Raw genomic sequence first — 17,738 nt, forward strand, 5'->3', positions numbered from 1 at the left:
ACCACGGGCTTGGCGCAGAGCACGGCGTGGCCGAGACCGAGGGGCTCGGGCTGACGGACGCTGATGATGGTGACGTCGTCGGGGATGATGTTGCGCAGCTCCTCGAGCAGCTCGGTCTTGCCCTTGGCCTCGAGCTGGGTCTCGAGCTCGAAGTGCTTGTCGAAGTGGTTTTCGATCGCGGCCTTGGCGGAGTGGGTGACCAGCACGATCTCCTTGATGCCGGCGGCGACGGCCTCCTCGACGACGTACTGGATCACCGGCTTGTCGACGATGGTGATCATCTCCTTGGGGATCGCCTTGGAGGCGGGCAGGCAGCGGGTGCCGAAACCTGCAACGGGAAGCACGGCCTTGCGGATCATTTGAAGCCCTCCTTGGGCTGGGACGAGAGCGTCGTCGCGGCGCTCATTGAGTGCCGGTGGTACCGGTCGGCTGCGCGGTGCCGTTACCGCTGTCTCCGGAAGAGAGCAGCAGGATGCCTATCGCCGCCGCGGAGATCGCCACGGCGCCCGCTATCTCTCCAGTGGAGTAGCTCGGCGCCGCGCTCCCGGCGCCGTCGCCGGGAGTGATCGGCTCCTGCGCGATGGCGGTGACGCTGATCGCGCAGAGTAAAGGCAGTGAAGAGAGCAATAGCGGCTTTCGTTTCATCGGGAACCTCATTCATCTATGGAACTGCGACGTTGGCCCGCGGTGTCCGACGAGTGTGCTCGTCGTCGCCGTGTTCGCAAGGATGTTAGGGGCGCCAAATAATAAATGGCAACTTACCTCGGGCTGGGACGAATATCCTGGTTGGGTTGTTCGTGATTTTAATTTTTGATTGCCGATCAAGGCTTTCTCGATCGTCCGCGTTGACACGATTTGCAGACTGGGATCAAAACGTCGGAAAAATGCGTAGAAATGGGATATTACGCAGGGAGGCTGACATTTTTTGAATCTGGTGCCCCTTTTCAGGGAGTGTAGACTGACCTTAGTCGATACGTGGTGTCCGAAAACGGAATCTTATCGATCCAAGATGAGCAACATCGGGGAATGCGCCGGTAGAGAAGGGGATGATATTGCGTTGTTATTTGACGATGACGGCGAAATAATTAAAAACCTTTAAAATACAATGATCTGTGAATCCGCATGGTGGGCTTTCATGCGGTCTGGGATAAATCGAATAGTGTTTGGGATAACGGTCGTCGGGGCTTGTTGAAAAAGCCTTGCGAACCCTTTTCGTCAATGAAATATCAAATTCTTCATCAGGCTGACATGAGCACTGAGGGCGGTAGCGTGGTAGCGCCTGGAGAAAAGTCGACAACCTCGACGACACGTCACATGCCTATGTTTAAACATTTAAGTTTCGATGTTTCATACGCGGGTATGTGTTCTCGAATCCGTTTCTAAACCTGAGTGACACGCGGTGGTGGTCACTGCGGTGCAGGGCCGCAGGGCAATCGCCGGCAGTGGAAGTGTGACTCTAATAAATCAACTCGATGGGCCGAGGAACACGTATGAAACGTCGATGCCGTCAGTGGCTACTATCCATTTGTTTCGTCCCGGCGATCGCGGGCTGCGCTTTCGCTCCAGGGGGCGCGATACCTTACGATACCGCGGGCGACGACATCGACGAGCTGGTCGACATCGAGCCGATCACGCTCGGCCTGGTGCGCGCCCAGGCCGCCGAAAGCGCTCGGCAGGGCGAGCTCAACGATCGCTCGCTGACCTCTTCGCGCTCGCTCGCGCCGGACTACAGCTATCGTATCGGGCCGGGCGACATCCTCTCGGTGATCGTCTATGACCATCCAGAGCTGACCAACCCGGCGGGCAGCGACCAGAGCCCGGAGCAGTCGGGCAATGTGGTCGAGCCGGACGGCACGCTCTACTACCCCTATATCGGTCGGATCAGGGTGGCGGGGCTCACCGCTCTCGAGGTGCGCGACGAACTCGCTCGTCGGCTCTCCGACGGCTACATCGCCTCACCGCAGATCTCGGTCAGGGTCGCGGCGTTCAATTCCCAGAAGGCCTACGTCACGGGCTCGGTGGACAGGCCCGGCGCGCAGATGATCACCAACGTGCCGCTCACCATCCTCGATGCGGTCGCGGCGGCCGGTGGCCTCAGCGACGCCGCCGACTGGCACAACGTGGTGCTGACCCATCGCGGGCAGGATATCCGTCTCTCGGTATTCGACATGCTGCAACGCGGCGACTTCGCCCAGAACCGCCTGCTCGAAGATGGCGACGTGCTCCACGTCCCCGAAGTCGGCAACCAGAAGGTCTACGTCCTCGGCGAGGTGATCCAGCCGCGGGCGATCTCGATGGGCAACACCCGCTACTCATTGACCGACGCGCTCTCCCAGAGCGGTGGGATCAACGAGGGCAGCGCCAACGCCACCGGGATCTTCGTGATTCGCCGGGCTCCCGAGGGCAGCCAGAAGATGGCCACGGTCTATCAGCTCGACGCACGCAACAGCGCCGCGCTGATGCTCGGTACTGAATTCATGCTCAAGCCCACCGACATCGTCTACGTCACTACTACTGCGCTCGGCCGCTGGAACCGCACCATCAGCCTGCTGCTGCCTTCAGTGGGGTCGATCTACGACATCTCCCGAACCACTCAGAACGTACGCGACCTCTGATCGCCCCGCGTGACTGGCGGCGGGGTTCGCCCCGCCATGCATTCGACCAACCGCCTGCCCTTTTGGAGCGGGACCGCATAGGACGAGACCCCATGACCGTCGAAATCCGCAATATACCGCCGAGCCAGACCGCGCCCACGAGCGAGGAGGAGATCGATCTCAACCGTATCGCTGGGCTCATCGTCGATCACAAATGGACCATCATCGGCGTCACCGCGCTGTTCGCCACGCTAGGTACGCTCTACGCGCTGCTGGCTACGCCTATCTACCAGTCCGATGCGCTGGTCCAGGTGGAGAAGGAGAGCCCGCTGACCACGCCGATGCTCAACGTCAACTCGCTGCTCGGTGACTCCTTGCCGCAGGCCGACGGAGAGCGGCGGATCATGATGTCGCGCCACGTGCTCGGCCAGGCCGTGACGGACGAGCGTCTGGACGTGATGATCGAACCCAAGCTGGTGCCGCTGATCGGCGGCTTCCTGGTACGCAGCGAGTTCACCCGTCCGGAATTCGCCCGCGGCAGCAGCATGGTCTGGGCAGGGGAGGACGTTGGCATCGGCCATTTGGATGTCGACCCGGTCTATCAGGGCGAGCCTTTCACCCTGCGGGTGGTCGATGCGCAGAGCTATGCGCTGTCGTTCGAAGGCCGGGTGCTCGGCATCGGGGTGATCGATGAGCCCGCGTCGTTTCTCGACGGCAAGGTCAACCTGACCGTCGATCGGATCGAGGCGCCTACCGGCGCCGAGTTCGACATCACCCAGAGCTCCGTGCTGGTGGCGGTGGATGACCTGCGCAAGCGCTTCTCGGTCGCCGCCGAAGGCCAGGAGACCGGTGTGATGTCGCTCTATCTGAACGACCCCGATCCCGAGCGCGCTCGCCGGGCGCTGAGCTCGATCGTCCAGCTCTACCTGGCACAGAACATCGAGCGTTCCAGCGCTCAGGCGGCGCAGAGTCTCGAGTTCCTGCAGCAGCAGATTCCCAAGATCCGCGATCAGCTCGACCAGGCAGAGAACGCGCTGAGCCAGTATCGCACCCAGCACGGCAGCATCGACCTGCCGCTCGAGAACCAATCGATCCTGCAGCGCCTGGTCAACGTCGACAGCCAGATCACCGATCTTGAGTTCAGCGAGGCGGACATCTCGACGCGCTTCCAGCGCAACCATCCGACCTACGCGGCGCTTTTGCAGAAGAAGAGCCAGCTGCAGCGCGAGCGGGACGCGCTCAATCGCCAGATCAACGGGTTGCCCGACACCCAGCAGCAGATGCTGCGGATGCAGCGTGACGTAGGGGTCAACCAGGAAGTCTACGTCCAGCTGATGAACCGCATGGAAGAGGCCAACATCGCCCGGGCCAGCACCGTCGGCAACGTAAGGATCATCGACGACGCCAGCGTCAAGCCGACGCCGATCGCGCCGAAGCGCGCGCTGATCGTGGTGATCTCGCTGCTGCTCGGCGCGATCATCGGCGTGGTCTGGGTGGTGCTGCGCGGGATCTTCAACCGCGGAGTGGAGAGCGCCGAGGAGATAGAAGGGCTCGACCTGCCCGTCTATACCACCGTACCGGCCTCCAGCGAGCAGGCCAAGCTCACCCGCAAGGTCAGAAGCGGCAAGAAGGACAAGCTGGTCAGCGCCGATCTGCTGGCGCGGCGCTTCCCTGGTGACCAGTCGATCGAAGCGCTGCGCAACCTGCGCACCAGCCTGCACTTCGCGATGCTCGAGTCGCGGGACAAGGCGCTGATGATCACCGGACCCAGCCCCGACATCGGCAAGAGCTTCGTTTGCATGAACCTCGCCGCGGTGTGCGCCCAGGCCGGCCAGCGGGTGCTGCTGATCGACGCCGACATGCGCAAGGGCTATCTCCACCACACCTTCAAGCTTTCCGGGCGCCCGGGGCTTTCGGAGCTGCTTTCCAACACCGCGACCCAGGCGGAGGTGATCCACCCGACCGGTATCGAAGGGCTGGACCTGCTGCCGCGCGGCGGCCTGCCGCCCAACCCCTCCGAGCTTCTGATGCAGCCGAGCCTGCAGCTCCTGCTCGAGAGCGCCAAGGACAGCTATGACCTGGTGATCATCGACAGCCCGCCGGTTCTCGCGGTCACCGACGCCGGGATCATCGGCCATCAGGTCGGCACCACGCTCTTGGTCGCGCGGTTCCAGCGCAATACGCGCAAGGAGATCGACGTCGCCCGCAAGCGCTTGATCAACGCCGGGGTCTCGGTGAAAGGGGTGATCCTCAATGCCGTCGAGCGCAAGGCCACCACGGTCTACAGCTATGGCCACTACGAGTATCGCTACGGCTAGAGGCCCGAGCCGGTCGCCGGGCGAGCGCCCGGCGCATCACTCGCCTGGACTAGGAGAAGTTGGATGGAGTCGGTCGAAATCTCAGTGATCGTGCCGGTCTACAACGTCGAGGCCTATATCGAGGAGGCGATGGTATCGCTGCTCGATCAGCTGACCGCGGGGGTCGAAGTGATCGTGGTCGACGATGGTAGTCCCGATGGCTCGATCGGCCTGGTCCACAGGGTGCTCGAGAGATACCCGCAGTGGCGCGGCCAGGTACGCATCGTCACCCAGCGCAATGCCGGGGTGAGTGCCGCGCGCAATCGCGGGATCGCCCTCGCGAAGGGGCGCTATCTCGCCTTCCTCGATCCCGACGACCTGCTGTTGAAAGGCTACTTCGAGGCGCTCGGCGCGGTGCTGCGCGAACATCCCGAAGTCGAGGTGATCGGCTTCAATGCGATCTACTTCACCCACGCCGAGCGCGGCGAACCGCGCGGCATCAGGGCACTCGAGATCCATCGTGAACCACGCCACTACCGCGCCGGCGCCCTGGATGCCGAGGCCCGCATGGCGCAGGTGATCCACTCGGGGCAGTGGTACGTCTGGGCCAGCCTCTATCATCGTCGGCTGTTCGACGGGCGGGAGTTCGATCGCGAACTGTCGATGTTCGAAGATGCGATGCTGATCCCCGAGCTTTATCTGGCGGCCGGTGAGATCGTCTGCCTCGACCGCCCGCTGCTTGGCTACCGGATCAATCCCACCAGTGCGGTCAACAGCGTCGCCGAGCGCCAGCTTGGCGACATCCGCCGGGTGATCGCTCGCTACCGTGAGCTGGTTCGCGCGCACCGCGGTGAGCCGTATTCCCACTATGCGCTATCGGTGTTCTGCGGACTGGTGCGCGACTACCACTTCACCCTCCAGCGCCGTTACCCGCTGCGCCGTGCGGTGGAGATGATGCGCGATGAGTTCGCTCTACTGGTCGAAGGCCGCCCGGACCTTGACCAGGCGCTGGCCGACCACCTTGCCGGACTCGAATTCAAGCGGCGCTCGCTGTTCCAGCATCCCTATCTCTACAACCTGAGCAAGCGCCTGGCGCTGCAGCTGCGCGCACTGTCGCGCGGGCAGCGTCCGCGAGTCGCCTAGGGCATGCCGACATGCCCGACGCCATGCCTTGCTCGACGTCCACCACCCAGGCCACGCGAATCGTGAGATCGAGGGGACAATGCTCAATCCCATCATGTTCTACCTCTGTTACATCGCGCTCGGGTTCATCTCGTTTCTGAGCTGCGTGCTCCTCGGTGTGCTCCGCCAGCGCCGCTGGGGTGTGACGGTGTTCTACTGCCTGATCGTCGCGATGGTGCTGCTGGTGGGCATGCGCGGCCTGCAGGTCGGCACCGATACCTGGCAGTTCGCCAGCTGGGTCTCGGCATCGAACTCGATCACCGACGTGATCTTCTGGGTCGAGGTGGTCTACTTCGGCCTGGGCGTGCTCGGCTACAAGCTCGGTGGGATGCAGTTCTACCTGCTGCTCACCGCGGCGGTGACGATCGGCTGCCTGTTCGCCGGCCAGCGGCGCCTGCTGCTGCTGCACCGTGATGCGGTGGAGCAGTTCGGCCTCGGGCTGGTGCTGCCGTTGGCATTCTTCCTCACCATCTCGGCTTCGACCTTCATCTTCCTGGTCGCCAATCAGGTCCGTCAGGCGATGGCGGTGGGATTCTTGCTGCTGGCGATCAGCTTCTTGATCGAGCGGCGCATGGTCGCGGTCTGCTGCTGCCTGTTTCTGATGATGTTCTCCCACGTGGCCAGCATCATGATGATTCCGGTGATCCTGCTGGTCAGGCCGCTGAAGACTTCGCAGCCGATGTTCGTGGTCTCGATGGTGATGTTGATTCTCGGATGCGCCCAGGTGTTCAGGCTGGTGGTGGAGTCGTCCGGGATCGATTACGTGGCCGAGCGTATCCGCGAGGGGATCTACACCGAGACCAAGCTCTCGATCTACTTCAAGACCGTGGTGCTCTATCTGTTCGCCACGCTGTTCACCTTCCTCAAGCTGCCGAACCGAAACCGCGTCTACGTCTACGTACTCAATATCTATCTGCTGGTGGTCGGCATCTCGGGCATGGCGATCGAGTTCGGCGAGGGCGCCAACCGGATCCAGCGCTTCGTCGTCCTGCTGCTGCCGGTACTGACCGTGATGGCGATGACGGCCGCGCGAAACAAGCAGCAGCTTTTCTACCTCATCTCGGCGACCAGCATTCTCTATTTCTTCTTCGTCATGGCCAACGGGTCGTTTCGAGCCACGCTGGGGCTCTATTAGAGCGTGTCGACACGCGCTCGTCCGGCATTCCTTTTTCCCCATCAGCGAGAAGCGCGCATGAAGATCAGCGTGATCATTCCTGTCTACAACGTGCGGGACTACCTCGATGCCTGCCTCGACTCGGTCGCCGGTGCGATCGATGCGATGCCGGTCGAATGGCGCGCGGCGGTCGAGGTCCTGCTGATCAACGACGGCTCCACCGATGGCTCCGAACGGCTCGCGATGAGCCACTGCGAGCGCAGGGGCTGGCGCTACTCAAGTCAGCCCAATGCTGGCCTCTCGGCTGCGCGCAACGCGGGGATAGAGCAAAGCGGTGGCGACTATCTGACCTTCATCGACTCCGATGACCTGATCGCGGTGGATTTCTTCTCCCACCACGTCGAGGTGCTCGAGACACTCGCTCCCGACTGCCTGACCATGGGGTCGTATCGCTTCGACGATGCGGGCGTGCGGGTCGCAGTCAACCCGTCGCCTTCACCACGGGTCACCGGCAGCGACTGGATGATGATGCTGCCGAAGACCACCTGGGCACGCTTTTACAAGCGCGAGCTGTTCGATGGAGTGCGCTTTCCGGTCGGCAAGCTGTTCGAGGACATGGCGACCACGCCGCTGCTCAAGCAGGCGGTCTCCAGGCACGTCTACTCGCCGGGTGAGTACTACGGCTATCGGCGCCGGGTAGGGTCGATCACCAGGAGCACGTTGAACAAGCAGTTCGATGCGATCGAGGCGATCGCGCAGCTGCGCCCCGAGCTGCCCGTCGAGGACTTCGACCGACTGCTGGTCAGCGAGAGCTTCTCCGTGCTGATTCCCTTCGCCCGCGCGGTACCGCGGCGCGAGTGGGCGCTGTTCCGAGATCACTGGTCGGCGGCGTTGGCGCTGTTTCCCGCCACCGGCTGGCGCGCGATGGCGCAGCATCTGCGCCACTACGGCTTCCAGCGTGACCGCTCGCTGGTCTCCTTCGCGATCCTGAAGACTCTTTCGATCTTCCGCTCGAGTGCCAGCACCGCCCCACGCAAGGCCGAGTGACCCAGGGCCGGGGCGTATGCACCCGAGCCACCATTTCTTTTCCCATACATCGCGTTTTCTCGCTCTTTAGGTGCGAGAGAGCGCTCCGTTGCCTCTGACTCGAACCTGGAGAGAACGACCATGGACTTGAGCATCGTGATTCTGAGTTGGAACGAGTTGGGCGTGCTCGATCGCTGCCTTAGCTCTTTCTACGACCGTTTCGACTTCTCTACCGGTGAGATCATCCTGATCGACAATGGATCCACCGACGGCACCCTGGTGCACGTCAATCAGCGCTACCCCAAGGTCATCACTTATCGATTCGAGCACAACATGGGGGTCAGCGTCTCACGCAACAAGGCGGTGGAGCTCTCCAGTGGCCGGTTCATCATGACGCTGGATAACGACACCATCATCGATGACTGTCACTTCGTCGAAGCGATCGACAACCATTACAAGCGCTATCCGGAAACCGGCGTGCTGGGTTTCAAGCTGCTCAACTCGGATGGCAGTTTCCAGCAGTCCTTCCGGCGCTTTCCTGGCTGGATCCAGCCTTTCGCCGCCCGAGTCGAAGTGCTGCAGAAGATTCCGTTTTTCGCCAATGTCCAGAATCGCCACATGATGAGCGATCTGGACCCTGCAAGCCTCGAATTCCCGCTGGTGGTGGACTACATGCTCGGCGCCAACCAGATCTACCGCCGCGCGCTGTTCGACAAGCTCGAAGGTTACGACTCGAAGATCTTCTATGGTCCCGAGGACTTCGACTTCTGCATGCGGGCTGGGCGTCTTGGGTTGGTCAACTACGTCAGCGATGCCTTGAGCATTACCCACGCTTATCAGCGAAAGACCAAGAAGAAATTCAGCCGGATGACCCTCAAGCACTTCTATTACTACTACTACGTGATGATGAAAAATGGCGTGCGCCACGGCTGAACATTAAAAAAATAAAAATCGAGGTGAGAAAAACAGGTATGCGGCGCTACATGCCGTCGACCATCGCGGATTCGTGCAAGGGCGGCCGTCACGATGCTGAAGAAAAAACTGATCATCACCACTGGCAACCAGGTCTATGGCATCCTGCTCGGCTTCCTGGTAGTGCCGATTTACCTGCACTATCTAGGCGTCGAGGCCTACGGCCTGGTCGGCCTGTTCGCGATGACCCTGGCCTGGCTTGCGGTGCTCGACGCGGGCATCGGCGCTGGGATCATCCGCGAGAGTGCGAGATTCAAGTCCGGCGCGGTCGAAAGCGGCGACTACGCCGCGGTCATCCGGGTGCTCGCGCGATTCTTCCTCGCCACCAGCATCATCCTGGTGCTGGTCGGCGTGCCGCTTTCGCCTTGGATCGCCACCGGCTGGCTCAACGTGGAGCATCTGCAGCACTCGAGCGTGGTGGTGGCGCTGATCTCGATCATCGTGTCGGTGGCGGCGCGCTGGCAGTCCGAGCCTTTTCGCAACGTGCTGGTGGGCCATGAAGAGCAGATATGGCTGAGCAGCTTCAATTCGGTGGCGCTGTCGCTGAAGTACCTGGGCGGTGCGCTGGTGGTCTGGCTGCGCCCAGGGGACATCGAGGCCTTCTTCTACTACCAGGGCGCCGTGGCGCTGTTCGAGGCGCTGGTGATCCGCATCAAGGGCGGTCGCTACGTGCCCGCGGCCGCGGCGCAGCGCAAGCCGATCCGTGAGCTGCTGGCTCCGCTGCTCGGCTTCATGCTCGGTGCGGCGTTCGCCAACGTCGCCTGGATCGCGATGACCCAGGTTGACAAAGTGAGCCTGTCGAAGTTCATAAGCCTCGAGTCGTTCGGCGTCTTCAGCACCACCACGATCGCCGCCAGCGCGGTGATGATGTTGAACCTGCCTTTCTACCAGATCGTCCTGCCGCGGCTGACCGCGCTCAAGGCAGCGGGCGACGAGCAGGGCTTTTTCGACTTCTTCCGCCTCGCCACCCAGATCACCGTCGCGGTGATCACCGCGGTGGCCGGCTGCATGGCGCTGTTCTCCTACCATTTGCTCTGGCTCTGGACCGGCAACGCCGAGGTCGCCGCCATGGGGGCTTCGGTGCTCGCGCTCTACGTGGTCGGCAACGCGCTGCAGGTGATCTACACCTTCTGCTACAGCCTCCAGTACGCCTGCGGCAACCTGACGTTCAACACCCGCGCCTTCGCCTGCTTCCTGCCGGTGTTCGTGCCGGTGATCGTCTGGGCGGCCTATCACTACGGCGCAGTGGGCACCGGCGCTGCCTGGGTCGGGATCAACCTGTTCTTGCTTTTCGTCTGGTCGAGGGTGGTCTTCGCCCGCTTCGTCGACGCCGCGTTCTATCGGCGCTGGATGGTCGCCGACGTGCTGCCGTTGATGCTGCTCGGCCTGCTGGTGCCGCTCGGCTTCTACTGGGCGCTGCCGGAAGCGGTGTGGGCCGGGCGTCTATCGACGCTGCTGACCCTGCTCGTGCTTGGCGTCTGCGCGCTGTCGGCAGCGCTCAGCGCCCTCTATCTGCGGGTCAACCTTGCCGCGCTGCTGGCCCGTCGTCCCCGCTGGGGCTGATCGCCTTGCGCAGGCGTTTTCCATCGCGATCGTCGGTGGCGATCGCATCCTCTTCATCCGCCGTCCATCGTTCAAGGTGTCGATCATGAAAACCACCAACCCGATCCGTGGCCTCGCGCCCGTCGCCGATCTAGCGGCGATCTTCTCCGCAGGTTGGATCTGCTACTCGGTGCTGTTCGATGAGTACCTGCTCGCCAACGACTATTTCCTTTTCCTCAGCGGTATCTCGCTGCTGGTGATGTGCGCCAACCTGTGGCTAGGCGGCTACAGCAAATGGCGCAACACCTCGCTGGTCGAACGCACGGTTCGGCTGATCAAGGTGTGGGCGATCGTCTTCGTGCTGATGAGCGTGGTGCTGCTGTTCAGCGGCCACCAGAGCCCGGAGCCGCGTACCTGGCTGCTATTCACCATGCCGCTCTCCTTCGCCTTCGTCTGTGCGCTGCGCGCTGCGCTGATGGGGCTTTCGCTCTACTACCACTCGCGCCCGCGTCATCGTAAGCCGGTGCTGCTGGTGGGGCCTGCGGCCTCGGTGATGACGGTGGCGCGCAACCTGCGTCGCAATGCCCACGAGGGCTATGGCATCGCGGGGGTTTGCCGGCTGCGTCCGGGTACCGCGTTCGATGCCCAGGCGATGGCCTGGCTGGCGCGCCAGGTGAGCCGCAAGCAGGCGCAGGAAGTGTGGATATGCATGCCGTTCTCGGACAGCGCGGTGATCGCTCCGATCATGCATGCGCTGCGCCACTCCACCGTGCAGATCCGGCTGATTCCTGAGTTCGCACCGCTGCGGCTGATCAATTTCCAGGTCAATCGGGTCTCGGGCCTGCACGCGTTCGATCTCAGCGTCACCTCGATGACCGGCTGGGCGTCGTTCAGCAAGCGTCTCGAGGACATCGTCATCTCGGCGCTGATCCTGGCGCTGATCTCGCCGGTGATGATCGCTTTGGCGATCGGGGTCAAGCTGACCTCGCCGGGCCCGATCTTCTACCGCCAGGAGCGGGTCGGCTGGAACGGCAGGCCGTTCAATATGCTCAAGTTCCGCTCGATGCCGGTCGATGCCGAGAAGGCCGGCGTGCAGTGGGGCAACGCCAAGGGCAAGACCACCACCCGTTTCGGCGCCTTCATTCGCCGTACCAGCCTCGACGAGCTGCCGCAGTTCATCAACGTGTTCCTCGGTGACATGTCGATCGTCGGTCCTCGTCCCGAGCGCACGGTGTTCGTCGAGCAGTTCAAGGAGGAGGTGCCCAACTACATGAAGAAGCATATGGTCAAGGCAGGGATCACCGGCTGGGCCCAGGTCAACGGCTGGCGCGGCGATACCCGGCTCGACAAGCGAATAGAATGCGATCTTTGGTACATCGAGAACTGGTCGCTGGTGCTCGACGTCAGGATCATCCTGGCCACCGCATTCAAGGTGTTCACCGACAAGACCGCCTATTGACCCGGCAGCGGCGGGTCGCCTTCGGGGGCGGCACGCAAGCGCGGCTTCATTCATTCAGCAGGGAGAGACCCGCATGATCCTAGTCACCGGAGGCGCAGGCTACATCGGCTCGCACACCGTCCTGGTACTGCTCGAGGCCGGCTATGAAGTGGTCGTTTACGACAACCTCTGCAACGGCTCCCGCGAGGCGGTTCGCCGGGTCGAGACGCTCAGCGGCAAGCGCGTCGCCTTCGAGCAGGGCGACATCCGCGACCGTGCCCGGCTCGACGAGGTGCTCGGACGCTACCCGATCGAGGCGGCGATCCACTTCGCCGGGCTCAAGGCGGTCGGCGAGAGCATGGTCAAGCCGCTCGAGTACTTCGACAACAACGTCGCCGGCAGCACCCACCTGCTGCAGGCGATGGCCGATGCCGGCGTATTCAGGATCGTCTTCAGCTCCTCGGCGACCGTCTATGGCGACCCTGGCACGCCGGTGTTCAGCGAGGAGATGCCGACCGGCACGCCGACCAACAACTACGGCTACACCAAGCTGGTGGTCGAGGAGCTGTTGAAGAAGCTCCAGGCCGCCGACCCGCGCTGGCGCGTCGCGCTGCTGCGCTACTTCAACCCGGTCGGTGCCCACGAGAGCGGCACGATCGGCGAGGACCCGGCCGGCGAGCCCAACAACCTGCTGCCCTACATCGCCCAGGTGGCGGTCGGTAAGCGCGCGCAGCTGCGGGTGTTCGGGGACGACTACCCGACCGCGGACGGCACCTGCCTGCGCGACTACATCCATGTGATGGATCTAGCCGAAGGGCATGTCCGCGCCCTCGATGCGCTGGCGCGGATCGATGGGGTAGGGATCTGGAACCTCGGCGGCGGGCGCGGGCATTCGGTGCTGGAGATGATCGATGCCTTCGCGCGGGCCAGCGGTCGCGAGATTCCCTACGTGGTCGCGCCGCGCCGCGCGGGCGACCTGGCGCAGTTCTGGGCCGACCCGAGCAAGGCCAAGCACGAGCTCGACTGGCAGACCAGGCGCGGCCTCGAGGAGATGATGCAGGACACCTGGCGCTGGCAGTCGCAAAATCCCGACGGCTATCGCTAGTCCCCGGCTTGGCTTGTGAGGCGTCGATAGGCTTCACCAGGCCCCGCTTTCTCCCCCTTTCCGTCGGGCACCTATCTGGTGGCCTGACGTACTCCTCGGCATTCTCCGACTCGCCTCGAACACTTCTCCGTAAGCGCGCTCAGGTTTTCTCATTCGCAGCGCTTGCGCACGGAGGTGATAGCGCGTGCTCGGCATTCGATTCCAATCATAAGGAGAAGCGAACGTGTCTCCGGCAGCCAGGCATCAAGACTCCGACCCGGGTAGAAGCAGCAGTAGCTATGAGAGCAAGTTGGCGCAGTGGCTCTTGGGCATCAACACCGCTCAGGTCGTCCAAAGCGGTGGTAGTGAAGGTGGGCCGGCGTTCAGCTGGCGCGAGTCGGAGCAGAGTGGCGATAGCGTGATCGCCGGTTCCTTGAAGAGCGAGGAGACCCGTTTCAATCGCACTGCGAGCTGCATCGCACTGGCGCCCGACCACCTGTTGATCCTATTGGTCGAGCGCGGTGAATTCATCAGCAACGTCTACGGTGAAGAGCGCCTGGTCCACCAGGGGGACCTGATGATCCAGGACGCCTCCCAGCCTTGCAGCCTGCGCTTCGATCCGCAGTTGGGGCCTGCGATTCCCTGTGAATTCCTCTACCTGGTGCTTTCACGCAGCGTGCTCGGCTACCTCGAAGGGCTCGAGCGCCTGCACGGGCGTGTGGTGCGGAGGGGTGAGCCGCTCAATCACCTGCTCGGTGGCCACCTGAAGCTCTTGCTGAGCATCGCCGACCAGCTCAGCGAGGAAGAGCGACGCTGCGCCGGGCGCGGCACGGTGGGGTTCTTCGTCCACGCGCTCGAGCTGCTCTGCGGGCGCGTGCGCTCCCAGCCGGAGCCGGCCAATGCGCTGCTCAGTGGAATCTGCACCTACATCGAGCAGCACCTCGACCAGCCGCTAGACGTGGGTACGCTATGCCGGCGATTCGGCATCTCGCGCTCGAGCCTCTATCGCTTGTTCGAACCGCTCGGCGGCATCGCCACGCACATTCGCCACCGCCGATTGATTCGCGCACGCCAGTACCTGCTCTCACCCGCGCATTCACATCTGAGCATCGCCGCTATCGCGCGCCGCTGTGGGCTGGAAGCGAACACCTTCACCCGCCTCTTCAACCAGACCTATGGCGTATCCCCGCGGGAGGCCCGGATCATGGCGATCAAGCTGGGAGGCGATCCGCTCAAGCTGGCGCAGACGATCTGGCGTGACGCTCCTTGAGCCTCGACGTAGGACACGTTGTAGGAATTTTCTCATAGTCGAAGGCGGCTGATTCTCTTGCCTGGGAAGAGTGTTAGATTTCCTTCGACGACGCATCGGACATAATGAGGAGAAATAATATATAGAGGCCCAGAATGTCTCACCGAGGCGCCATTACGTTTCGCGTAGCCAGTTTTAATTTGAACGAAATGGACGATCTATGAGATGAAAATGGGATGGTCATGAGGCCCCTGAGATTCTTACACTAAAGTCATAAACCAGACGAGGTGTAGGGACATGCACCGGTCTCGCTCCCTGTCCGGTAGTGGCTGGCGATACCCGCCGCCACTGGGATGGGAGATGTGTCAGCTGACTTGGCGGGATCTCCCATTGGCCGTTGAACGCGTCGACACGAAGCGATCATGGCGCAAGCAAAAGGTCGCTGTTATTTAGGTTTTACATGAAATAAATAAATAATCCGCCGCTCGCGAGGTTTTATGTATCTCTCTGGTGGGGGTAAAAACACAGGCATCCAATGAAAGGGGAGTGTCATGACCATGATTGCCGGATGTACAAAACTCGAAGAAATAAATGAAAAACAAATGTTCGAACGGAAGCTGGCCAGCTGGCTAATCGGTGTGCGTTCGGTCGAGGCCATGCAATCCCCTTGGAAGGGTAGTGCTTCTAGTTTCTCCTGGCATGCGCGGGGAGAGTACTTCTCGAGCCTGGTGGCCGGGACGGTGACGATGGGGGGACAGTCGGTCAACCGCGGCATCTCGAGCCTGGCGCTGGCGCCTGACCACCTGCTGCTGCTGCTGGTGATCGAAGGAGAATTCATCAGCAGCGTCTATGGCGAAGAGCATCCGGTGCGCCAGGGTGACCTGATGTTCCAGGACGCCTCTCAGCCCTGCAGCTTCCGTTTCGCCCGCGAGTTCGGTGCTCCGCGCGCCTGCTCGATGCGCTACCTGATCCTGCCGCGCGAAATGCTCGGTCTCGAGGGCAACGTCGCCCAGCTGCACGGTAAGGTGGTGCGTCACGGCCGTCCGCTGGCGACCCTGCTCGAGCGCTATCTGGCCGCCTTGCTGGCCTTGGGCAGCGAGCTCGGCGAAGAGGACAACGAGGCGATCGGGCGTGCCACGGTCGAAATGCTCAAGCCGCTGCTGGCGCCGCTGTTCGCCGCGAAGGAAGAGGGCGCGCTGGTGGCCAATTCGACTCTTTGTGCGATCTGTGCCCATATCGAGCACAATCTCGAAACCGCACTCTCGGTCGACAGCCTCTGCCGGCGCTTCGCGCTCTCGCGCTCGAGTCTCTATCGCTTGTTCGAGCCGCTGGGCGGCATCGCTTCCTACATCCGCAGCCGCCGCTTGGTGCGCGCACGCCAGTACCTGCTGTCGCCGGCGCTTTCGCATCTCAGTATCATTGCCATCGCGCGCCGCTGCGGCCTGGAAGCCAACACCTTCACTCGGCTGTTCAGCCAGGCTTACGGCGTTTCTCCCCGCGATGCCCGGACCATGGCGATCAAGTATCGCAACCACCCCGAGCAGCTCGCTCAGGCAGTGGTGCTGAGCCACAGCGCTTCCTGACCCTACGTCCCACTCCTTCGAACCGCCCGGCCTTGCCGGGCGTTCGTGTTTTTGGCGCCGATGAAACCGATCAGGCACCTCGCATGGCGCCGAACCAGCGGCCACCGCCTTCGCGCATCGATGGCGGATTAATGACAAACCCCTTTTGACCCAGTGCCGCTTTCGATCCTGGCGAGTCGAGAACCGTTTGGGTCCTAACCCACCTCTTGCTCGCTTAGATGCGAGGGGCGGACCCCTCGCGCTCCCCCTGAAAGGGGACGCGCCGCCACGAGATCGCGAAACCCTGGCCGATCAATCGATTGCCCTCGGGTCGGCGCGCATGGACGTCCCTGTCCGGGCGCGCCTTTTGCGACATCCATGTCGCAAACCCCGGTGCAAACGATTGCCGTCCAGCGCGCTCTCGGAGGCGGCTGGAAGCCATCGTGGCATCTTCAAATACTTTGTCAGCAGTCTGCCGCCCGGCTTTGCCGGGCGTTCGTGTTTTTGGCGCCGATGAAACCGATCAGGCACCTCGCATGGCGCCGAACCAGCGGCCACCGCCTTCGCGCATCGATGGCGGATAGAGCCGTTCATAGCGCTGGCGAGCGTGGGCGTCGGCGAACAGCTGGTGATAGAGCGCATCCGCAGTACCCGTGCCTGTGAATGGGACGATGGCGAGTATCTCGAGCAGCCCGATGTCGCGTAGCGTCTCGACCTCCGCTGCGCTGGCACGGAGATAGCCCATCCAGCCATGCTCGCTTTCTACCTCGAGCAGCGGATCACGCTCGAGGGGAAGAAGCAGGTGGGTCAGGCCACGTTGGGCAAAGGCGGTCTCCAACCAGTCGCGATGCGACGCGCAGACGATCAGATCGAACATGCTGGGATCTCGCCAAGATATAAGGGGGCAAAGCGTTCGCTGGCCGCACGGATCACATCTTGCTAACGATCCGTGGGTGGAGAAAGGCAATGGGACGAGGGGATCAAAGACAGGGACAAGGATGCGGCCAGACGGCCGCGCTCGGGGCTTAGCGGGCGCGCTTGAGCAGCACGTAGAGGGCGCCGGTGCCGCCGTCGCCGGGCGTGGCTGAACTGAAGGCGAGCACGTCAGGCCACTCCCGCAGCCAGGCGTTGACGTGGCTTTTGATCAGCGGATGACCGGCGGCGGCGCTCCATGCCTTGCCGTGCACCACCAGTACGCAGCGCAGGCGCTGTTCGAGCGCGTCACCGAGAAACCCTTCGAGTTCGCGGCGCGCCTCCTCGACGCTGTAGCCATGCAGGTCGAGCCCCGCCTGCCACTCGATCTCGCCGCGCTTGAGCCGCGTGATCAGGCGCTGATCGAGATCGTTCAGCGCGAACAGCAGCGGCTGCGATGGGCTCACCGGCTCGACCCGGCCATCGCTCAGTCGGGAGGGCGCGTCGAGCGGGCGGTCGAGCGTCTCGGCCGCACGGCGGCGCGCCTCGATCGCGTCGCGCTCGGAGGCCGATCTGCTGCGGCCGGGATCGGCGCGGTTGCGCAGCTCGGCCTTGAGGCGTTCGACCCCTGCTTTGCGCAGGGCGCGGCGAAACAGTGCGGCTTCGTCTTCTTCTGCGCTGGATCGGTCGAGGTCGTCGTCGGACATACCGGTCTCCTGTGCTGTGTGCCTCGACGGCGGGAAAACCAGCCGCGCAGTATAGCGGC

The 17,738-nt window shown here is 62.8% G+C and carries 15 protein-coding genes; 11 read left to right on the forward strand and 4 right to left on the reverse strand.

Annotation, left to right across the window (positions count from 1 at the left end):
* Together Q376_RS0102830 and Q376_RS0102835 are read right to left on the reverse strand one after the other, a co-directional pair.
* The coding region (locus Q376_RS0102830) for a sugar phosphate nucleotidyltransferase (protein WP_027349019.1) at positions 1 to 359 on the reverse strand (359 nt) is incomplete at its 3' end.
* A 43-nt stretch (positions 360 to 402) separates the two neighbouring features.
* Positions 403 to 645, reverse strand: a complete 243-nt coding sequence (locus Q376_RS0102835; protein WP_027349020.1) for a hypothetical protein — start codon at positions 643 to 645, stop codon at positions 403 to 405.
* A gap of 845 nt (positions 646 to 1,490) precedes the next feature.
* Here Q376_RS0102835 and Q376_RS0102840 point away from each other — a divergent pair.
* From Q376_RS0102840 to Q376_RS23900, 11 genes are all read left to right on the forward strand, one after another.
* Positions 1,491 to 2,615, forward strand: coding sequence for a polysaccharide export protein (locus Q376_RS0102840; RefSeq protein ID WP_155834120.1), 1,125 nt, complete (start codon positions 1,491 to 1,493; stop codon positions 2,613 to 2,615).
* 92 nt (positions 2,616 to 2,707) lie between these two features.
* Positions 2,708 to 4,912, forward strand: coding sequence for a polysaccharide biosynthesis tyrosine autokinase (locus tag Q376_RS0102845; protein WP_052364898.1), 2,205 nt, complete (start codon positions 2,708 to 2,710; stop codon positions 4,910 to 4,912).
* A gap of 63 nt (positions 4,913 to 4,975) precedes the next feature.
* Entirely contained in the window at positions 4,976 to 6,034 is a 1,059-nt protein-coding gene (locus tag Q376_RS23890) for a glycosyltransferase family 2 protein (protein ID WP_052364899.1), read from the forward strand.
* Between the two features lie 79 nt (positions 6,035 to 6,113).
* Positions 6,114 to 7,208 carry an EpsG family protein gene (locus Q376_RS0102855; protein WP_027349023.1) on the forward strand — a complete coding sequence of 365 codons (1,095 nt, stop codon included), beginning with the start codon at positions 6,114 to 6,116 and terminating at the stop codon, positions 7,206 to 7,208.
* Between the two features lie 57 nt (positions 7,209 to 7,265).
* Positions 7,266 to 8,234, forward strand: a complete 969-nt coding sequence (locus Q376_RS0102860) for a glycosyltransferase family 2 protein (RefSeq protein ID WP_027349024.1) — start codon at positions 7,266 to 7,268, stop codon at positions 8,232 to 8,234.
* Positions 8,235 to 8,354: 120 nt separating this feature from the next.
* A complete protein-coding gene (locus tag Q376_RS0102865; protein ID WP_027349025.1) occupies positions 8,355 to 9,146 on the forward strand; it encodes a glycosyltransferase family 2 protein in 792 nt (263 codons plus the stop codon).
* Positions 9,147 to 9,239: 93 nt separating this feature from the next.
* Positions 9,240 to 10,748 (forward strand): lipopolysaccharide biosynthesis protein, encoded by a 1,509-nt coding sequence (locus Q376_RS0102870; RefSeq protein WP_027349026.1) that lies wholly within the window; start codon positions 9,240 to 9,242, stop codon positions 10,746 to 10,748.
* Positions 10,749 to 10,833: 85 nt separating this feature from the next.
* Positions 10,834 to 12,186, forward strand: a complete 1,353-nt coding sequence (locus tag Q376_RS24170; RefSeq protein WP_043446025.1) for an undecaprenyl-phosphate glucose phosphotransferase — start codon at positions 10,834 to 10,836, stop codon at positions 12,184 to 12,186.
* Between the two features lie 73 nt (positions 12,187 to 12,259).
* Positions 12,260 to 13,270: a UDP-glucose 4-epimerase GalE gene (galE, locus tag Q376_RS0102880; protein WP_027349028.1), complete on the forward strand. Its 1,011-nt coding sequence runs from the start codon at positions 12,260 to 12,262 to the stop codon at positions 13,268 to 13,270.
* 289 nt (positions 13,271 to 13,559) lie between these two features.
* Positions 13,560 to 14,519, forward strand: coding sequence for a helix-turn-helix transcriptional regulator (locus tag Q376_RS0102885; protein ID WP_027349029.1), 960 nt, complete (start codon positions 13,560 to 13,562; stop codon positions 14,517 to 14,519).
* Positions 14,520 to 15,100: 581 nt separating this feature from the next.
* On the forward strand, positions 15,101 to 16,081 hold the full coding sequence (locus tag Q376_RS23900) for an AraC family transcriptional regulator (RefSeq protein ID WP_052364900.1): 981 nt from the start codon (positions 15,101 to 15,103) through the stop codon (positions 16,079 to 16,081).
* A 502-nt stretch (positions 16,082 to 16,583) separates the two neighbouring features.
* Here the strand turns inward: Q376_RS23900 and Q376_RS0102895 are convergent.
* Both Q376_RS0102895 and Q376_RS0102900 read right to left on the reverse strand, forming a co-directional pair.
* Complete coding sequence (locus Q376_RS0102895; protein WP_027349030.1) at positions 16,584 to 16,937, reverse strand: hypothetical protein; 354 nt, start codon at positions 16,935 to 16,937, stop codon at positions 16,584 to 16,586.
* A 148-nt stretch (positions 16,938 to 17,085) separates the two neighbouring features.
* Positions 17,086 to 17,679: a Smr/MutS family protein gene (locus Q376_RS0102900; protein WP_027349031.1), complete on the reverse strand. Its 594-nt coding sequence runs from the start codon at positions 17,677 to 17,679 to the stop codon at positions 17,086 to 17,088.
* Positions 17,680 to 17,738: the final 59 nt, after the last annotated feature.

The sequence above is a fragment of the Halotalea alkalilenta DSM 17697 genome (genome assembly GCF_000621205.1).
Classification (GTDB): Bacteria; Pseudomonadota; Gammaproteobacteria; order Pseudomonadales; family Halomonadaceae; genus Halotalea; species Halotalea alkalilenta.